This is a genomic window from Paenibacillus periandrae, assembly GCF_022458865.1.
Taxonomy (GTDB): Bacteria; Bacillota; Bacilli; order Paenibacillales; family NBRC-103111; genus Paenibacillus_S; species Paenibacillus_S periandrae.
In genome coordinates, this window is record NZ_JAJNMU010000037.1 from 60,386 (window position 1) to 76,333 (window position 15,948).

General features: G+C 39.8%; 16 protein-coding genes. 9 read left to right on the top strand and 7 right to left on the bottom strand.

Going from position 1 to position 15,948, the window contains the following annotated elements:
- The first annotated feature begins 8 nt into the window (after nt 1–8).
- Nucleotides 9–317: a hypothetical protein gene (locus LRL21_RS40060; protein WP_240421395.1), complete on the top strand. Its 309-nt coding sequence runs from the start codon at nt 9–11 to the stop codon at nt 315–317.
- Nucleotides 318–340: 23 nt separating this feature from the next.
- On the opposite strand, the gene tnpB is transcribed toward LRL21_RS40060, so the two are convergent.
- The 5 genes from tnpB to LRL21_RS40080 all read right to left on the bottom strand — a co-directional run bounded on the left by tnpB (nt 341) and on the right by LRL21_RS40080 (nt 7,575).
- A complete protein-coding gene (gene tnpB, locus LRL21_RS47110) occupies nt 341–640 on the bottom strand; it encodes an IS66 family insertion sequence element accessory protein TnpB (RefSeq protein WP_420832555.1) in 300 nt (99 codons plus the stop codon).
- On the bottom strand, nt 630–1,010 hold the full coding sequence (gene tnpA / locus LRL21_RS40065) for an IS66 family insertion sequence element accessory protein TnpA (RefSeq protein WP_240421396.1): 381 nt from the start codon (nt 1,008–1,010) through the stop codon (nt 630–632). Before tnpA ends, tnpB begins: the two co-directional genes overlap by 11 nt.
- 620 nt (nt 1,011–1,630) lie before the next feature.
- The gene (locus tag LRL21_RS40070) at nt 1,631–4,408 is read right to left on the bottom strand and encodes a tetratricopeptide repeat protein (protein WP_240421397.1); all 2,778 of its coding nucleotides are present in this window, start codon (nt 4,406–4,408) and stop codon (nt 1,631–1,633) included.
- Nucleotides 4,409–4,678: 270 nt separating this feature from the next.
- Entirely contained in the window at nt 4,679–6,412 is a 1,734-nt protein-coding gene (locus LRL21_RS40075) for an SMC family protein (RefSeq protein WP_240421398.1), read from the bottom strand.
- 68 nt (nt 6,413–6,480) lie between these two features.
- The gene (locus tag LRL21_RS40080) at nt 6,481–7,575 is read right to left on the bottom strand and encodes a dsDNA nuclease domain-containing protein (RefSeq protein WP_240421399.1); all 1,095 of its coding nucleotides are present in this window, start codon (nt 7,573–7,575) and stop codon (nt 6,481–6,483) included.
- 295 nt (nt 7,576–7,870) lie between these two features.
- On the opposite strand from LRL21_RS40080, the gene LRL21_RS40085 reads away from it, so the two are divergent.
- The 5 genes from LRL21_RS40085 to LRL21_RS40105 all read left to right on the top strand — a co-directional run bounded on the left by LRL21_RS40085 (nt 7,871) and on the right by LRL21_RS40105 (nt 12,878).
- Entirely contained in the window at nt 7,871–8,389 is a 519-nt protein-coding gene (locus tag LRL21_RS40085; RefSeq protein ID WP_240421400.1) for a JAB domain-containing protein, read from the top strand.
- Nucleotides 8,390–8,426: 37 nt separating this feature from the next.
- Entirely contained in the window at nt 8,427–9,140 is a 714-nt protein-coding gene (locus tag LRL21_RS40090; protein ID WP_420832556.1) for an IS6 family transposase, read from the top strand.
- Nucleotides 9,141–9,294: 154 nt separating this feature from the next.
- Nucleotides 9,295–9,807 (top strand): RNA polymerase sigma factor, encoded by a 513-nt coding sequence (locus LRL21_RS40095; protein WP_240421401.1) that lies wholly within the window; start codon nt 9,295–9,297, stop codon nt 9,805–9,807.
- Nucleotides 9,794–10,825: a phosphodiester glycosidase family protein gene (locus LRL21_RS40100; protein ID WP_240421402.1), complete on the top strand. Its 1,032-nt coding sequence runs from the start codon at nt 9,794–9,796 to the stop codon at nt 10,823–10,825. The genes LRL21_RS40095 and LRL21_RS40100 overlap by 14 nt, the downstream gene beginning before the upstream one ends.
- 448 nt (nt 10,826–11,273) lie before the next feature.
- On the top strand, nt 11,274–12,878 hold the full coding sequence (locus LRL21_RS40105; protein WP_240421403.1) for a stalk domain-containing protein: 1,605 nt from the start codon (nt 11,274–11,276) through the stop codon (nt 12,876–12,878).
- Between the two features lie 183 nt (nt 12,879–13,061).
- On the opposite strand, the gene LRL21_RS40110 is transcribed toward LRL21_RS40105, so the two are convergent.
- Together LRL21_RS40110 and LRL21_RS40115 are read right to left on the bottom strand one after the other, a co-directional pair.
- On the bottom strand, nt 13,062–13,307 hold the full coding sequence (locus tag LRL21_RS40110) for an IS110 family transposase (protein ID WP_240421404.1): 246 nt from the start codon (nt 13,305–13,307) through the stop codon (nt 13,062–13,064).
- Between the two features lie 163 nt (nt 13,308–13,470).
- The gene (locus LRL21_RS40115; protein ID WP_240421405.1) at nt 13,471–14,103 is read right to left on the bottom strand and encodes a TetR/AcrR family transcriptional regulator; all 633 of its coding nucleotides are present in this window, start codon (nt 14,101–14,103) and stop codon (nt 13,471–13,473) included.
- 163 nt (nt 14,104–14,266) lie between these two features.
- On the opposite strand from LRL21_RS40115, the gene LRL21_RS40120 reads away from it, so the two are divergent.
- The 3 genes from LRL21_RS40120 (at nt 14,267) to LRL21_RS40130 (ending at nt 15,741) form a co-directional block, all read left to right on the top strand.
- Nucleotides 14,267–14,956: an SDR family NAD(P)-dependent oxidoreductase gene (locus LRL21_RS40120; RefSeq protein ID WP_240421406.1), complete on the top strand. Its 690-nt coding sequence runs from the start codon at nt 14,267–14,269 to the stop codon at nt 14,954–14,956.
- Nucleotides 14,957–15,068: 112 nt separating this feature from the next.
- The gene (locus LRL21_RS40125) at nt 15,069–15,239 is read left to right on the top strand and encodes a hypothetical protein (protein ID WP_240421407.1); all 171 of its coding nucleotides are present in this window, start codon (nt 15,069–15,071) and stop codon (nt 15,237–15,239) included.
- Nucleotides 15,240–15,300: 61 nt separating this feature from the next.
- The gene (locus tag LRL21_RS40130; RefSeq protein WP_240421408.1) at nt 15,301–15,741 is read left to right on the top strand and encodes a nuclear transport factor 2 family protein; all 441 of its coding nucleotides are present in this window, start codon (nt 15,301–15,303) and stop codon (nt 15,739–15,741) included.
- Nucleotides 15,742–15,948: the final 207 nt, after the last annotated feature.

Genomic DNA, 15,948 nt, shown 5'->3' on the forward strand with positions numbered 1-15,948 from the left:
GCTTTTTCATGAAGCTTTTTACAAAGGAAACAAAGAAAATCATAGTTGACGGATGCGCGTTCCATTGTTTAATTGACCAAACACCAAACCATGAGTTTGTTACTTTTAAAATCTACCCATCAAGAACCAAAACATCTCATGTTCTGATTTCATTTACCTGGGCAGCAACTTGGCATATTAACCTTCATAAGCCAAATGTTTGCGCTAAATTAGTAAAATACACCATAGAAAAAGGATGGGACCCCACAAAGGAAAAGAAAGTAATGATAGTAGAACAAGGAGATTTTCTTATTAAAGAATTAGATTTAGACGTATAAAACTTACCTCACTTTGCGTTATATCACGAAATCAACAAACGCCGGCGACCGTTATAAGAATTTTCCTTTTTTTCGTCTCTATTTAAGACTGATTTTATATTGTAAGGTGGGTCGTTAAACCATGGACCAGCACTGTATCTGGTGTACCTACCGGCTTTCAACCGATCGCGTTGCCTACCACAAAAGAGAAATAGACTGTTTTGGAAAGGGTTCAACTGAAAGTTCTGCTGGACGATGCCAGCAAGGCCATCAATAGACTTTCGCATGTCGGTATAGCCACAAGCGATATAAATTTTCTCCGCTTTTGAGATGTCACCGAACATTTTGCAGCGCCTTTAAGGTATTTTCGATCAAGATTGCGGATGCATTGTTGCGAATTTCCAGCGTTACAGCACCAAAACGTATTATGATATCTGACAATACTTCTTGATCACCGGCATTAGTACCAGCTGTAGAGACTGGAATATTTACTGGTACGATTGGATTGGAAATTGAGATGTTTTGAGAATAAAGTGACGGGAGGGCTTCGCACGCGGCAGCGCGAACACGCCTCAACCAATAATAATAAGATTTAAGATTAATGTCATGATCAGCACACCACGAAGAGACCGTTTGTCCACTACTGCGACATTCCCGGACAATCTCAGTCCATTTGTTTAATCGATACTGGTTAGTAACTTCCCTTGTATTCAACTCTAAACCTCCCTTTGGAGTTTTTCGACCGAAGTCGAAAAACTCTACAAACTCCAATTAAGGAAATTGTCTCAAAGTCTTAGGGAGGTTTCTACACACTAACTTATTAGACGCTTACACTACACTACATTAGACTGGGAAAATAAAGTTGTTGACCGGCGACCGTTGGTTAAGTTAACCGGCAGAATTCTTCCAATATATGTTATTCAACGCGATGCTCATTCGCTCTCGTTCCGTCCGCGCGGGACGAACCTTTGGCTTCGCTCCCCCTTGCTGCACATAACAGAAAACGCCACTACGTTTTCGTAGTGACGTTTTCTTTATGGAGCATAGGGGGGATCGAACCCCTGACCTCATCGCTGCCAGTGGAGAGATGGGGTTTTGTACGTTAGGGAAAGAGCGGATAGAAACCTTGTGGTACAAGGCTTCTCTGAGTTTTTTGTTTATACGTTCGAGTACCCGAGACACTCAGAAAAGAAAAAGTGTGACCAAAAAATGCCTTACTTTCATGAAAGTAAAAGAACCCAGCCAACAGGGCATAGGTTCCGAGATTTTAATGAGTTTTCAGGTGATATGTTAAAGAAGAAACTAATTTTTTTGACCAAATCTTCTATCGAGAATTACCTACTTAAGTTAAGTAGTACTTTCATCTCATTTTCAATCTCGATTCTAAACTTATCTCTGTCGCAACATTCAATAGCTTCCTCATATGTCCTTAATGCTTCTTCTTTGGTATCCAAAGAGGTTAATATTTGTGCTTTTTGTCTTAAAAATGCTGACCTATATTTTTCATCATCTTGATGCGTGATTCCCTCAATTGCTTCCTCAATATAATCTAAAGCCTTTTCAAAATCATTAACTCCTTGGTAATACTGTGAATAACGCTGATACCAAAAATGATTCCTTTTGCGCTGTTCGACTTGGTGTAATATTTCTATTGCTCTATCAAATAATTTCAATAAAATATAACACTCACCAATCATAGTGCAATAGTAACAATCATCAGTTGAAATTCCTTCAAAATAGCTCCTTGATAAGTTCAAGGAACTTATAGATTCCTCAGAATTAGACTGATAACATTTTCCAAGTTCTTTATATACCTGCCCTAAGTAGAAAAGTTCTTCCTTATTTTTAAATTCTCTCGATTCTTCAGGTAATAATTTAATTATTTCAATATACCTCTTCGGTTGCTCATATGCAATGGTTTTTCCTACCTCTGTCATAACCTGAAATGGTTGCGAATATCCCCAAACAGAAGAATGCATAATTGCAGTTTCTAATAGCGTGCCTTTCAATAAAAATTGCTCAGCGAGGTCAGCAAATACATATTTTTTGAGCTCGTTAAAAGCAGCGAGTACAATAGAAATACTCACAATAGATGCGTCATTTTCAAAAGCTAAAAAGATTTCTCTTAAGTACGATCTACAAACTTCAATATCTATCCCTTTCGAGAATTTAGCCAATTGTAACTTGCTATGAAATGAATCATTGGTATTTTGTATCACGTTAGAGAAACATTCTATAGCCCTGTCATACTCTTTAATGTATGTGTAAAACTTACCCAAGTGATGCATTACCTCAAATTTAAATATATTAGTACATGCAGACTTCAATAATTTTTCTAATGTTGGTATTTTATCAAATGCATATCTTTGTGCTTCAGCACGACTTTTTCGTTTTATTAAACGGTGAATATTTTCTACACATTCAATATATGTAATAACTTTAAATTGATCTACTAATTCAATGAGTTCTTTCGACAGCAATGTATCAATATCTATTCTATTTAGCATACTTTCAAAATCAGAAAGTTTTAAGCCATCCAAGGTAAGATATGTAGGGACTAAATCAAAATCATCTGGAGACTCAGCAATTAATTTACTAATTATGTTCCTATGGGTATGCAATGCGTTGAAATACTGAAAATTCTTAATAAATGAATCTGTAACGAAAAAATCTATAAACTTCTTCTTAACATCTTGGGACCCGGTTTGAGTTGTGTTTTCCAAAGTAATACAATTATAGACTAAATCATGCATTTTATAATTGTGGCTTCTGTAATCACTCAAGAAACTGCGTGTCAACAATTTATTAATTCCTGATTTAGAAATCAGATGTTGTAGTAACTTTTTATTAAAACTCTGTCCTTCAAGCCAGTTAATAACTACTAGTTCATTTTGAATCGTTTGAAAATGAGACTGCAGTAATCTTTTGAAAAAACTCTGACCATTTGTATCTTCGTAGTTAGGAAGGAGCAGTGTTTCAGCCTCTATATCTCTCCACGTTATTCCATCGAACTGAATACCCTTATTTATTATATCAAGCAAAAGAGGGTGACAACCAATTGATTGCTTAATTTTATTAAATATCGATAGTGGACACTCTTCTTCTATGTTGTAATTTAATATTCTCTTCGCTAAATCATCGTTAAGAAACTCAATATGAATTTGTCCTTTCAGACTATCTGACATGCACTTTTTTTGCGAAGTAATGATGATCTTTGAATCATGCTTATTTTCTTTCAATAAGGTTGGTACAATCGCGTCTACATTGGTATCTAAACCATCAATAATCAATAAAACTCTTTTTCTTTTAATTAAACCTAAGATATTCTGCTTACTCTGTACTCTCTCAATCTCAAGACAGTTTAGAGATTCAACAGACGTAATTTTACGCCCATCAACCCAAACGATTACATCAAAAATATATTTTTCCTTTAATTGATGAGCAATCGAAATTGATAAATCAGTTTTTCCAATACCACTAATGCCATATAGAAACAATACATTTTCACTTTCTAATATTGAAATGGCCTCGATTTCTTCGAAACGCTTTAGATATGTTGATTTGATTGTTGGTAATAAATTTGTCATACAGTGCTCATTAATAATATTCTCTAGTACCGGCAAATGAGTAACTAATTCACTGGAATAGTCTAGGAATTTCAACATGTCAACTAGTTTCTCGGCAATCAATCTAGCATCGTAGATGTGATACTCAAAATTTTTCTGATTCATCTTTTTCAACTTATTATTTACTGCATTTCTAACATCTTGTGATTCAGTATTAGTGGCAGTGCGATTACTAAACAAGTATAGGCACTTCAAATTATTTGATTTTTTAAAAGCATGTTCAACGTCCGATAACGGTTTGGCAAAATTATTTGAAAAATAGTTTTTTTCCGAACTATATTCTGCAATGATTGATATATCAGCATTATATGTATCCACAGTGTATCCAGTTGGAGCACCGGAAACAGTAGCACCTCTGTAAACGAGTTTGTATCCAACTATGGTTTCAAGAAAAGCATGACAAAACGATTCAAAAATGGTTCCGTTCAGGTTTTCTAGTCCCTCAATTAATCTCTTTACATGGCTTTTCTTACTAGCATCATTCATACCTTTACTCCTCTATTTCGTTTTTGCTACCTTACAAAATACTTGTAATTCATGTGCATACCTAACTCGAATTTATGAATTTAAAAATGGCTCAACTCATGTTGAGTGCTTGGCAGTCATCCTAATATCCAATCGCCGTTACATTCGTTGAGAATGCCTGCTTTGATTTCGTGTAAAGTAGTGACGGAACTGAAGGATTTTATACTATTGTGGCGACCTTCAACGATCACATTTGTTCAACGGCATTTATGGTAGTTTACTTAGGTATAATTAGTCTTTCTTAGAACCGAGTTCTAGTTCTTCTTTTTTTCTATCTAGCCTCTTTAATAATTGAGTATGTTCTGCATACTTATCTTTAGTCAAACATCTTTTATAGTCTTTCAATCGAAATACATTTGCCGCTTTGTCCTCTACACCTGTTAGTCTTTCAGTCCCCACAAATACTTGGCCTCTTAAATCCATGAGCAATTCCAAGGCTTTATTTATATTGCTTAAATTCTCATCATCCTGACCTTGTTGATTAGGAGTATCAATAACAAGCCATTTAAAAGGATTATCAATTCGGTTTAGATTGTATAAATATAGCGATATATAGTATGCATAAATAACACGAGGCAACTCACTTCCAGTATGCTTTAGAATAGGCAAGAAATTGCTTAGCTTCACATTAGTTCCCGACAACTCTAATTTTTCTAACAATATACTCATAAGCACTTTAATTTCTTTCGATATTTTGTTTCGTCTAGTTACAGATTCGATTTCTTTAATATCACTTTGGGTTGTTTCCCTAATTCCCAAATATTCATTTCTTACGTTCTTAATACCCTCAATTTCCAAGCGACTCGTATTAATTAAATCGTTTTTACCTTCAGTTTTTAAGGAATCAATTACATTCGTATTCTCCTCAAGCAACCTCAAATCTTTTCTCATTTTATTATAATTTGAATCAACATCAATCAAACTATTTTGATATGACTTTATTTCTCTTTGTAAGACCTCTAAATCAGCGGTTGCACTTAAGAGGATATTACTTGCTGTTTGAACATCTTTAATCAACTCTGACTTTTCAGCAAGTTCATTAAGATGAACAACTCCACAAAATGGGCAAGTAATACTGTCATCTAGGCTAGAAGCATATGTATGATCATCCACAAGTTCCTCTGAATATCTATTTAATGCCTCAATAACTAATTTCTTTTCATATTCTTCATTCTGCAGTTGACTTATTTGATCGCTCAATGATATTCGTTCTTTTTCAAGCAAAGTTAACTGCTCTAAAATCTGTTTACTTTTCTCAAAAGTATCATCCAGTGTGTTTTTATCGTAGGCTAGTGGATTATTCTGTCTTTCTCTTGTCAAAATATTTGATACAAATTCTTCTACAGTATTGATTTTCGACTCAATCTCTTTGATTAATATTCTATATTTCTCCAGTTCTTTCCTGAGTCTGAAATACTCCTCATTTTGATAACCAACTATATATTTGATTATTTGTTTGTCCCAATTTGTCACATATGACAGTCTATCGAAACTCTTAGCAATTGAATGCCATCCCTTATCTTGATCAATATATTGAAATGCAAAAATATATGGTGGGGCGACAGGCTTATCATCTCCATTTTTGGTAATCCACGTAACATGTATATCAAATAACTCTAAGAATTTAGTAGAGAACTCGGAATAACTATACGAACCGATATAAGAAACTGCCGATAGATCTTCCGAACTAGCATACAATGTGTAAGTTTTATCTGATCGTTCAACTAAAAAGTAAGAACTGCCGATACTAAAACTAATAATTGATCGTTTATTTAACTTTTCCCAGTCGTCATCGAATTTAATTTCACACCCTAATGAGTGAAAAATAGTTTTAATAATAGATGATTTCCCAGTTTTATTTTTACCAATAATGATATTCAACCCTTTAGTTAAGGGAACCTCAATAGACGACTCTTCTGTTTTACTTATTATTATTATCTTTCTTATCGTTAAGTCGTTCTCCATTTGACTCACCTTCTTTTAGAGAGTTAAGGCGCAAGTTTCTAATTAGCCTTTTATATGTCATTATTTTTTTATTCTGATAGGATCGTTTCATAAAACACTCCTCTCAATACAATGGAGTTTATTTCTTGATGAGTGTGTTGTTTTAGAAAAGCTTCAATCAAATTCTCCAACAGTTCATTTTTAACGGTGAAATCATCTAATACATCAAAATTAGAATCAACTAATTCATCGACCTCTTGGATGAAACCACTAATGATATCTTGGTACAGTGTATCAGCGATATCTAAGAACTTTTTATGGTGTTTCTTCAGACCTCTTAAAATTGCGTTACTTTGTATATTTGATAATCCATTTCCCTTCAAATGACCTTCAATTGAAGAGTACAACTCATTATGTTTTGGAATTGAACTGAATTTTTCTTCCAATTCATCGAATATGTCGGAAGAGATTCCCTTCTTCTTTTTTAAGTCTTCATAACTTATTGGTGTCCTTATGATTGTTCTCGTTTTTTTTCTAACGGAATCAATGATGTTTGTAAGCAATAAATAGCCGCTCTTTATATCTAAATTGTATCGACTGGCTATTTCAAAGAAGACACCTTTGACTTGATCGACATGCCCCTCCAATGATAAAGGGCTTTTGTTAAAAAATGTATTTTGAATAAATCTATCAAATACAGTGTCAAAATCATGCTGCGGCATTACTGGGTATTCTAATTTAACGTAATTTTTAATTTTCGTATACAATGTTAGGTTTTCATGCTTCAATTCTTTCCGATCTTTAACTACTGATTGCCATTCTAAGACTTCATCATCAAAATCTGCATTAGAAATAAAATGACAACTGCTACATTCATTAGAAAACTTTTCGAAGTTATAAAAAATAAATCCAAGAAAGGAGTTTTTATAACTGCCATCTGTTCTCTTTGATTTTTGAAAAAGAGAACCTAGTGTCCATTGCTCTTTCGTATTAGTTGTTTTTACTTGATAAAAGTTCATACCAGTAGGCGAAGGACTATGCTCACTTTCTGCCATATCATCATGGAACTCACAATATATTAAAAACGGCTTTTTGTTTTGAACATTGTCTAACATATGATACAGAATCCAATGCGCTTGATACTCAAAGCGATTGTATGAGTCCGATCCTGCTTTTTCTCGCAATTTTAAATTTAGTATGTTCTGCACAACTTCACCTCTGCTATTACAGAATACACACCTGCATGTGATTATAGGATTAATTCGACATCTTCCGTCATTTTCCTTTTTTGGAACTACGAAAATGAGACGTAGACCCTATTGAAACTCGTAATATCAATCGAATGAAATCTATATTATATCCTTGATACCTCGGCTTGTTAGGTAGTCCTCGCGAGAGGCTAAACATGCAAATGCCGGACACATTCAAAACGTGTCCGGCTCTTTGTTTTTCCAACCATTAAATCAGGAGGAGTATATTATGAACGATTATTACAATGAAGAATTGAAACGGCTGATATCAGAATCATTAAGGGAACGTCCAGATAGCTATCTTATCCAGCAGTTATTTGATCAGTTCCCGACAACGACAGAGTTAATGGATGTATCAGAGCAACAGTTAATCAGGATAAAGGGGATAGGCGTGAGCAAGGCACGACAGATTACTGCCATGTTGAAGTTAGCAACTAAACTTACAATTCCAACACAAGATAACCCTATCATTCGCAGTCCTAAAGATGCGTTTGAACTTCTGGAGCCTGATTTCAGATATTTGAACAAGGAGCATTTCACATGTTTGTTTCTTAATACAAAGAATCGTGTAATTTTCAAGGAGATCATTTCTATCGGTAGTCTTAACGCTGCTATAGTGCATCCACGTGAAGTATTTCGAGCTGCGCTAAAAAGATGCAGTGTCTCCATACTGTGCGGACACAACCATCCGAGCGGAGATTCTACTCCATCACCCGAAGAGGTTGTGGTGCAACACTCGAATTCATGATAGCATGATTGAAATGAAGTCATGAGATGGGGCAATTATGTTGGAAACGGAATTAGTTTTGTTTAAGTGGAAGCAATATGAATCGGAGATTATCTTGCTAACGGTAAGCTGGTATTTGAAATATAGTCTTAGTTATCGTAATCTAGTCGAGATGATGGAAGAACGGGGACTATATATGGCCCATACAACCATCATGCGATGGGTTCACCAGTTTGGGCCGGAATTAGACAAGCGAATTCGTCCCTTTCTAAAACCGACTAATGATTCCTACCGAACGGATGAAACCTATGTCAAAGTCAAAGGACAATGGAAATATCTTTATAGGGCAGTGGATTCAAAAGGAAATACGATTGATTTCATGTTGTCTGAAAATCGAGATGCTCACGCGGCCAGACGATTCTTCAAGAAAGCGATGACTTCACCACACAATCAAGCGCCGCGCGTGATCACCGTCGATAAAAATCCAGCCTATCCTACCGCAGTTCAGCAATTGAAGGACGAGAAAGCTATGAATCAAGAAACATTACTACGACAACAGAAATATCTGAACAATATTATTGAACAAGATCATCGATTCATAAAGAAAATCATTAAACCAATGCTGGGATTCAAGTCTTTCAGTACGGCAGAGAAAACAATTGCCGGAATCGAAGTCATGCATATGATAAAGAAAGGACAGGTCGAATGCTTTCATTCGTCTGTCCTTTCTACAGTTAAATTTATCAATAAATTGTTTGGTTTGACAGCATAATCAAACCATATAATCGTGGATATCTTTGATCAGTTGCAATTGTTGCACCAAAACCGTTTTTTGGGTTACAAATGAAACTTTTTACCGAGTAGACGTTTCTAATTGGTTAGAGGTGAATGCGATTGTGGAAGAAGTTTTGAAGTTTATGACAAGGATGGACGACTTTACATTACGGGAGCTGATGCAGACCTATGGACAAGATATTTGGAATTATGCGTATTTGATCACCAGGCGGCATGAAGCAGCAGACGATATTGCCCAGGATGTTTTTGTCAGGGCGTATATGCATATCGACCGATTTCGCGGGGATTCCAGTGTAAAAACCTGGCTTCTTTCCATCACGCGCAATGCGGCGTTTAACTACCGGCGTTCGGCATTTTTCCGCAAAGTGATGCCGGTCGGCTTTGTTCGCCTCCGTGGGACGGTATTATCTGCCGAACAGCAAGCACTGGATCATATCGTAACGGATAATCTTTGGAACATCATCATGCGACTTCCGCAAAAGTATCGGGAAGTATTGGTGCTGGAAGCTCGTTACGACATGACTCTTAAGGAAATCGCCCATCTTCTCGGCATTAGCGAAGGGGCGGTTAAGTCCCGGCTGTACAGAGCGCGCGCCAAAATAAGCAATACGTTAAAGGAGGAAGTGGAATATGGAACCGTGTAAACCGGATTGGTACCGTCGACTTGAGAAGGGACCATTTCAACAAAAAACGTTCACGAGCCGTTCCATGCTTGCCGTGGAAAAAAGAGTGAAAACCCGCGCTTCCCGCCATACCCGCCGAATTTGGGTCAGCGGCATCGTGGCCGCAATTGCGGTTGTCATGACCATGAGCTTTCCCCATTGGAAATCTGTCTTTATTGGCTCTATCGGTACAAATATCGCCGCTCACACGGAACAGCCCCCATCTGATCAAAAAAACAAAAAGGAATTGGTGAGAGTCGAAAATATTTCAGGGGATAATTGGAGGGGCAAGATGATGTTCGTATCCGATCCGAAATCCATTCGGGTCGTAGTCACATCCGAACCAGAAACGGGCGAACGGGTAACAGGGATGGTGAAACGTACAGGAGCGATTGCCGGTGTGAATGGTGGTCTATACGAAAATCCCGAAGGAATGGGCAGCGGATTTTTACCTATAGGGCTGGTGGTGTCGGAAGCAAAACCGTTTTTTGTCGATAAGGAGGCTAAGCAGCATATTATCGGGTTTACCGATACAGGCAATTTGCTGATCGGCTCCTACTCAATGGAGGAGCTTACAAAAATGCGCATCAAAGAAGCCGTAACGTCTTTTCCACAGATTATCTCCGGTGGACGTCCTTTGATATCGGGGAGCGCAATGGACTGGGGACTCGCTCCACGAACGGCGGTCGGACAAAAGGCGGACGGAACCGTGATTTTCATCGTGATCGACGGCAGGCAGCAGGCAAGCATCGGAGCGACATTAAAAGATATTCAGGCTCTGTTTTTGAAGCAGGATGTTGTTACTGCAGGTCTTCTGGATGGAGGAGCCTCTTCCGAGCTGGTCCTTAACGGCGAGCTTGTGACCACACCTTCAGGTCAAGGCGGCGAACAAAGGATTCCGACCGGTTTTCTTGTATTCGATCAGCCTGATCGTATCGTTGTTGAAAATCCTTGGAACGGTAAATACGCACATTCGGATTATGTTTCGGAAAACCGTTAGGCCACTTTTGAAAAGCATATATGAGAAACTTGCGTGTGTGATGTCACCCTACAATAAGTCCAATACTGCCGCTGGGTCATTGAAGTCAAGACGGAGCCATCGTTCACAAAGCGGCGTATATGGTCATCGGCATCGACCTTGATGGCAATAAAGACATGCTGGGGATGTGGATCGTTCCGAGAAGAACGCATTCGATGGTCTAACCGTTTGGAAGAAACAACGAAGCGCCGTCGCTTCCGACGAGACCCGCAAAAGTATCTTCAAGAGGCTGAATCCAAATATTGTACGTTAATTAGTCAGCCGTAGTTTTTTTTGCCATATCCTTTCGGGTGCAGACTTCAATTGATAGCGTACGTATCGTTAAATAAATGGAATTTTATTACATATGGTAACTTTTGCGCGATGGTTACGTCTTATTAGGTAGAACCCGAACAGGAGCTGAGAACAGTTGACTATTCCGTTTAGCAGAAAACTCGCTGTCGGCATCGCGATGAACGTCATGGCGGCAACAGCCGTCCTTAGCGCGAGTGCAACCGCCGCCGCTTCCATTCATATCGGCGATGTCGTCGGCGACGTGCTTTCTACCGATATTGTCGCCGAAGTGAACGGGAGCGTAATCCGGTCGATGAACATCGACGGTTTGACGGCGATCGTCGCCGAAGATTTGCGCGACTACGGATTCGATGTCGCCTGGGTGCCCCAGCACAAAGAGGTCGTGATCATCCCCGTTGCCGGCAAACAAATTCGGCCTCACGAAGCTGAATCAGCCGCCCCCTCATCCGTCGGCCGCAAGCTCGGCCCGGTGCTGTTCACCGACATCGCCGCCAAGTACGCCGACAAGCCGATCCGCTCGTTCAACATCGACGGCAGAACCGCTATCGTTATGAACGACCTTGCTGCGTTCGGTAAGCTGGATTGGTCTCCTCAGACGCGCAAGCTGTCTTTCAAGTCGGATGCCGGAGCCGCGAAACAGCAATCGCTGGAAGGCTATTTGGTTGCTCGCGAGCTTGACCCGATCCGTGTCGAAGGCATTGCCATAACGGACGACGCGGTATCCTACAACGGCATCAATGTCGGGATCGTCGTAAATGGACGGCCGTACTTGTCCATCGAATGGTTAGCCGGCCAGCTCGGCTATGAAGCCGAAGCGGTTTCGAACGGAACCGTTGAGCTGACGGCGGACGGTAACACAATTGATTTTCGTGCAGGCGAGAAGTCTGTGAATCGGTATTGGCTAGGCGCAACGATCAGTCCGTTCGAGCTGTATGAGCCGCCGATCGTGACGAACGGCGTCATGTATGTGCACGAAACAAGCCTGAAAGGCTTGCTCGGCTATGCATCCGTCTGGAATCCGGATTCGCGTATACTGGATCTTACATACCATCCGTTCGTCGTGGAAGATTACGGCCTCCCGGAAAGCTCCGATACGTACATGTACGCCGCCAAAATGTTTGGTGACATATCCGGTCAATACGAGATCCCGGGCATCCGGGCGATTAACCGGATAAACGGCGGAAGCGCAGTCGGCTCCTTCTCCGGAGGCGGTCTGGACGCCAACAACGCAAACAATCCGTACAAATATTCGTTCGGAAGCGTGGCTCCCGCCAATATCGGCACCAATGAGATCGAAATAACCGTCGGAATCGGCGGACGAATGCTTTATCTCAAACAGTTTACGTTCGAGCTGACGCATCGGAACGTCAATCCGCTTGTGGACACGTCCGCCGTTTCGGGCAACTTCACCCGCCTGCAGCAGGTTTCCCCCGAACAAGCTTACGCGGAAACAGCCGCCGATACGTTTACGGTCAGCGGCACGGTTGCCGCTCAAACCGTCGGCTCCTTGACGGTGAAAGTCGCAAAAGACGATGACCCGCAGACGGTTAGCAGCACCGCGTCTGTCCCGATCCAGGATAGTCGGTTCGAAACGGTCGTACCGCTTCCCGCCGAACCCGGCTTATATCGCATCACGGTCAGCAGCCTCGTTACGTTCCCGCGCGGAACGAGCGAAACGGCTGTTGCCAAATGGTATGTGCGCAAACTGGCGAAGCCGTGAGTTTCCGTTCCCGTTCGTTGACCCTCCGACAAGCGGCGTTTCGCGTCGAAGCCTGCGCACCCACTTGGCGGAGAGCCCGATTTATAGGCAAAAAAAATACTGGAGCAGCCCGAAGCCGCTCCAGTATTCTTCTCTCTCAACCCTATTGAAACATAACTTCGTTCGAAATCGGATGTTTGTCGGTCATATTATCCCAAACGGCGAGTTCAAACGATGCTTTTTCTGAAGTCCTTCTACCCATCGTTGCAGTTTTTCAAACCCTTCTACGGTGTTATTAAACGAGAGATGTCGATTCGAGAGCACAATCCCACGATAATTCGTAGCTTGTGCCACATGAGTCTCTTTGGCTATGTCGATACCTACAACAAGATGAGATGTGCTAATTCGTTCTATTCGTTGATTTTGTCCTTCTGTTTGTTTAAACTTCATAGTAAGAGCGCCTCCTAGATGGTGTTGGGTTTCGAACCCGTGGACAAACCCATCATACCGAGGCGCTCCTTTTTTTGACAAAGGCGATTTCTTAGCCTTAACAGGAATGTTTACTTGAATGATCAGGAGCAGGTCGCCGCGACGCCTGCTCCAGTCAAAACCATTACACTATCGTATCCGTTCGTAAGGTATCTCCCAAGGCGTTGCCGTTAAAGTTTTTTAACAAGTCCAATACGTTATTAAAATGAATTTCGCTCAAATGTTCGATAACCTCTTCAACTACAAAATGCTCCGGATCCGAAATCCACATACAAATCACGCCTACTAACCCTGAAATCATGTACTCCAATCCGACTTTCATTTTTTGATTATGATCATGATCACCAATACCGGAAAGAATAAAATCTTTTAAAGCTTCTTTTAAATGGGTTGAGAAGTGAGGACCATTCTGACTAAGCATCGTTCTAAAGAAAACAATGTCGGCTTCTATAGCTTTAAACATTTCGACTAAGCTTGAGATAAACATTTCCTTATCTATTGCTTGGATATCTTTATCTTTAATATCCATGTTAAAGCAAACATTTAATTTTTCCATGCTTTCCTGAGATAAATTCTCCATCAAATCAGGTTTGTCCACATAGTGTAAATAAAAAGTGTTTCGATTTATCATGGCTTCGTAGGCAATGTCTTGTACTGTTATCCGTTCGTAGCCTTTCGTTTGAACTAGCGTCAAGAAAGCTTCTTTAATGGCTTTCCTTGTTTTTAGAATACGCAGATCTACCTTTTTTTTACCCATTTGTAAACTCTCCATCCATAAAGATAATGGTCAAATCAAGATGATATGATTATTAATTGTCATATCACTGAATATCAACCATTGAATGATTTAATTCTACGATCTACAATTAAAAACGTCAAACACAATAAAACCTCATCAATTCAAAAAGGAGATAAACCGTATGAAAACATTAGCGATAATTGGAGCAGGTAAGGGATTCGGATTGTCCTTGGCCAAGCGCTTCGGTAAGGAAGGCTTTCAAGTTGCATTAGTAGCACGAAATGCTGTAAAGCTTCAAGAGATGGTAGACGAACTAAATGTCGTTGGTATCGAAGCTTCTTATTTTACAGCTGATATTTACAGCAAAGAACAAATTGAACAGGCGATTGCCGGAATTATAGAAAAGTATGGCCATATTGATGTGCTGGAATTCAGCCCTATACCGGGTAATTTCCCTCCGACTTCTGTATTGGAATTGACGGCGGAGAATGCAAGGGATCAATTTGAAGGCTATATTGTCAGCGCCATTAATGTCGTCAATGCCGTTTTGCCGGATATGTTGACTCAGAAGGAAGGATCCTTGCTGTTTACAACAGGATTATCCTCCCTGTATCCCGTTCCCATGATGGGGAATATCGGTATAGCAATGTCGGGTTTGCGCAATTATATTACCAATCTTCATACTGAACTTTCGTCGAAAGGTATTTTTGTTGGTCACCGATCTTTAGGTTTGTTTATTAAGGAACCAGGGGCGGGTACATTTGATGATCCTGATGTTATTGCAAACATGTGGTACCAAGCCTATACGGAGAAAAAAGTCTGGGAAGAAGAGTATCCAAAAGGCGTTACTCCTGAAACCGTCGTATTCTAATCAATTAAATACAACGACCAGTCGCATCAACTCAGGTCTACCTCTCCAAAAAAGTACAGAGTGCCTAGCACACAGGCTCTCTCAATGAAGTCGCAAAATTACCGCAATCACGTTGATCATCGCAAGTGCAATAACCATTTCTGCTATAGGACTTTCCGTAACGATGAAGGAAAGACATGACCGTTCAAAGGTTGAGAAAGCAGTAATACCAATACCGATAACGGGGCAAAATACTGACTACACCAATGTTAATCAAAATGCCATACTTGCTCTTCTTGATTGAGCTATTTTTTCTTGGATTATTTTATACAGTTTGGTTCAGAAATTAAAGGAGGATAAAATCTATGTCGTTAGAAATTTTACAAGCAAAATTAGAATTAAGAGAATTAGTAGATGCTTATTCAAATTTAGGAGATGAAAAAAAGATTTCAGAACAAATGCTTTTACTTACGCCGGATTATAAATATAAGGTTTACTTCGGTGCTCAATTGGTGTCTGAAGTTTCAGGAACAAAACAATTAGAAGAGGAGTTTAATGGTCACGCTTCTCTTGTAAAACGTTATTTCTCCATTAACGCACAACACGTTGTGAAAGTGGATGGCGATACTGCAACAGGTGTTTCATACTCTCAAATGAAAATGGTGAGAGACGAAGATGGCAAAGAAGTTATCACTGACTATAGTGTAAAATATGATGATATATATGTACGTCAAAACGGAACTTGGTTAATAAAGGAACGTACTGCTCACTTTACAATTATTGAAGCAAGAACATTGCAAGGCTAATTTGATTAATAATTGGGGTCCCGCCAAAACGCGGATAACGTACGCTAAGCTATATTTATTGGATCATTTGCCAATACGTGGTAGGGTAAGACGAGGGATTACTCCCTCGGACTCCCCGTCAAACCGTGCATGCGGATTTCCCGCACACGGCTTTCCTTCGTCAGTTCCTCATCTTCAGGAGTGAGTTCTCTTCATCCGTCACCGGAC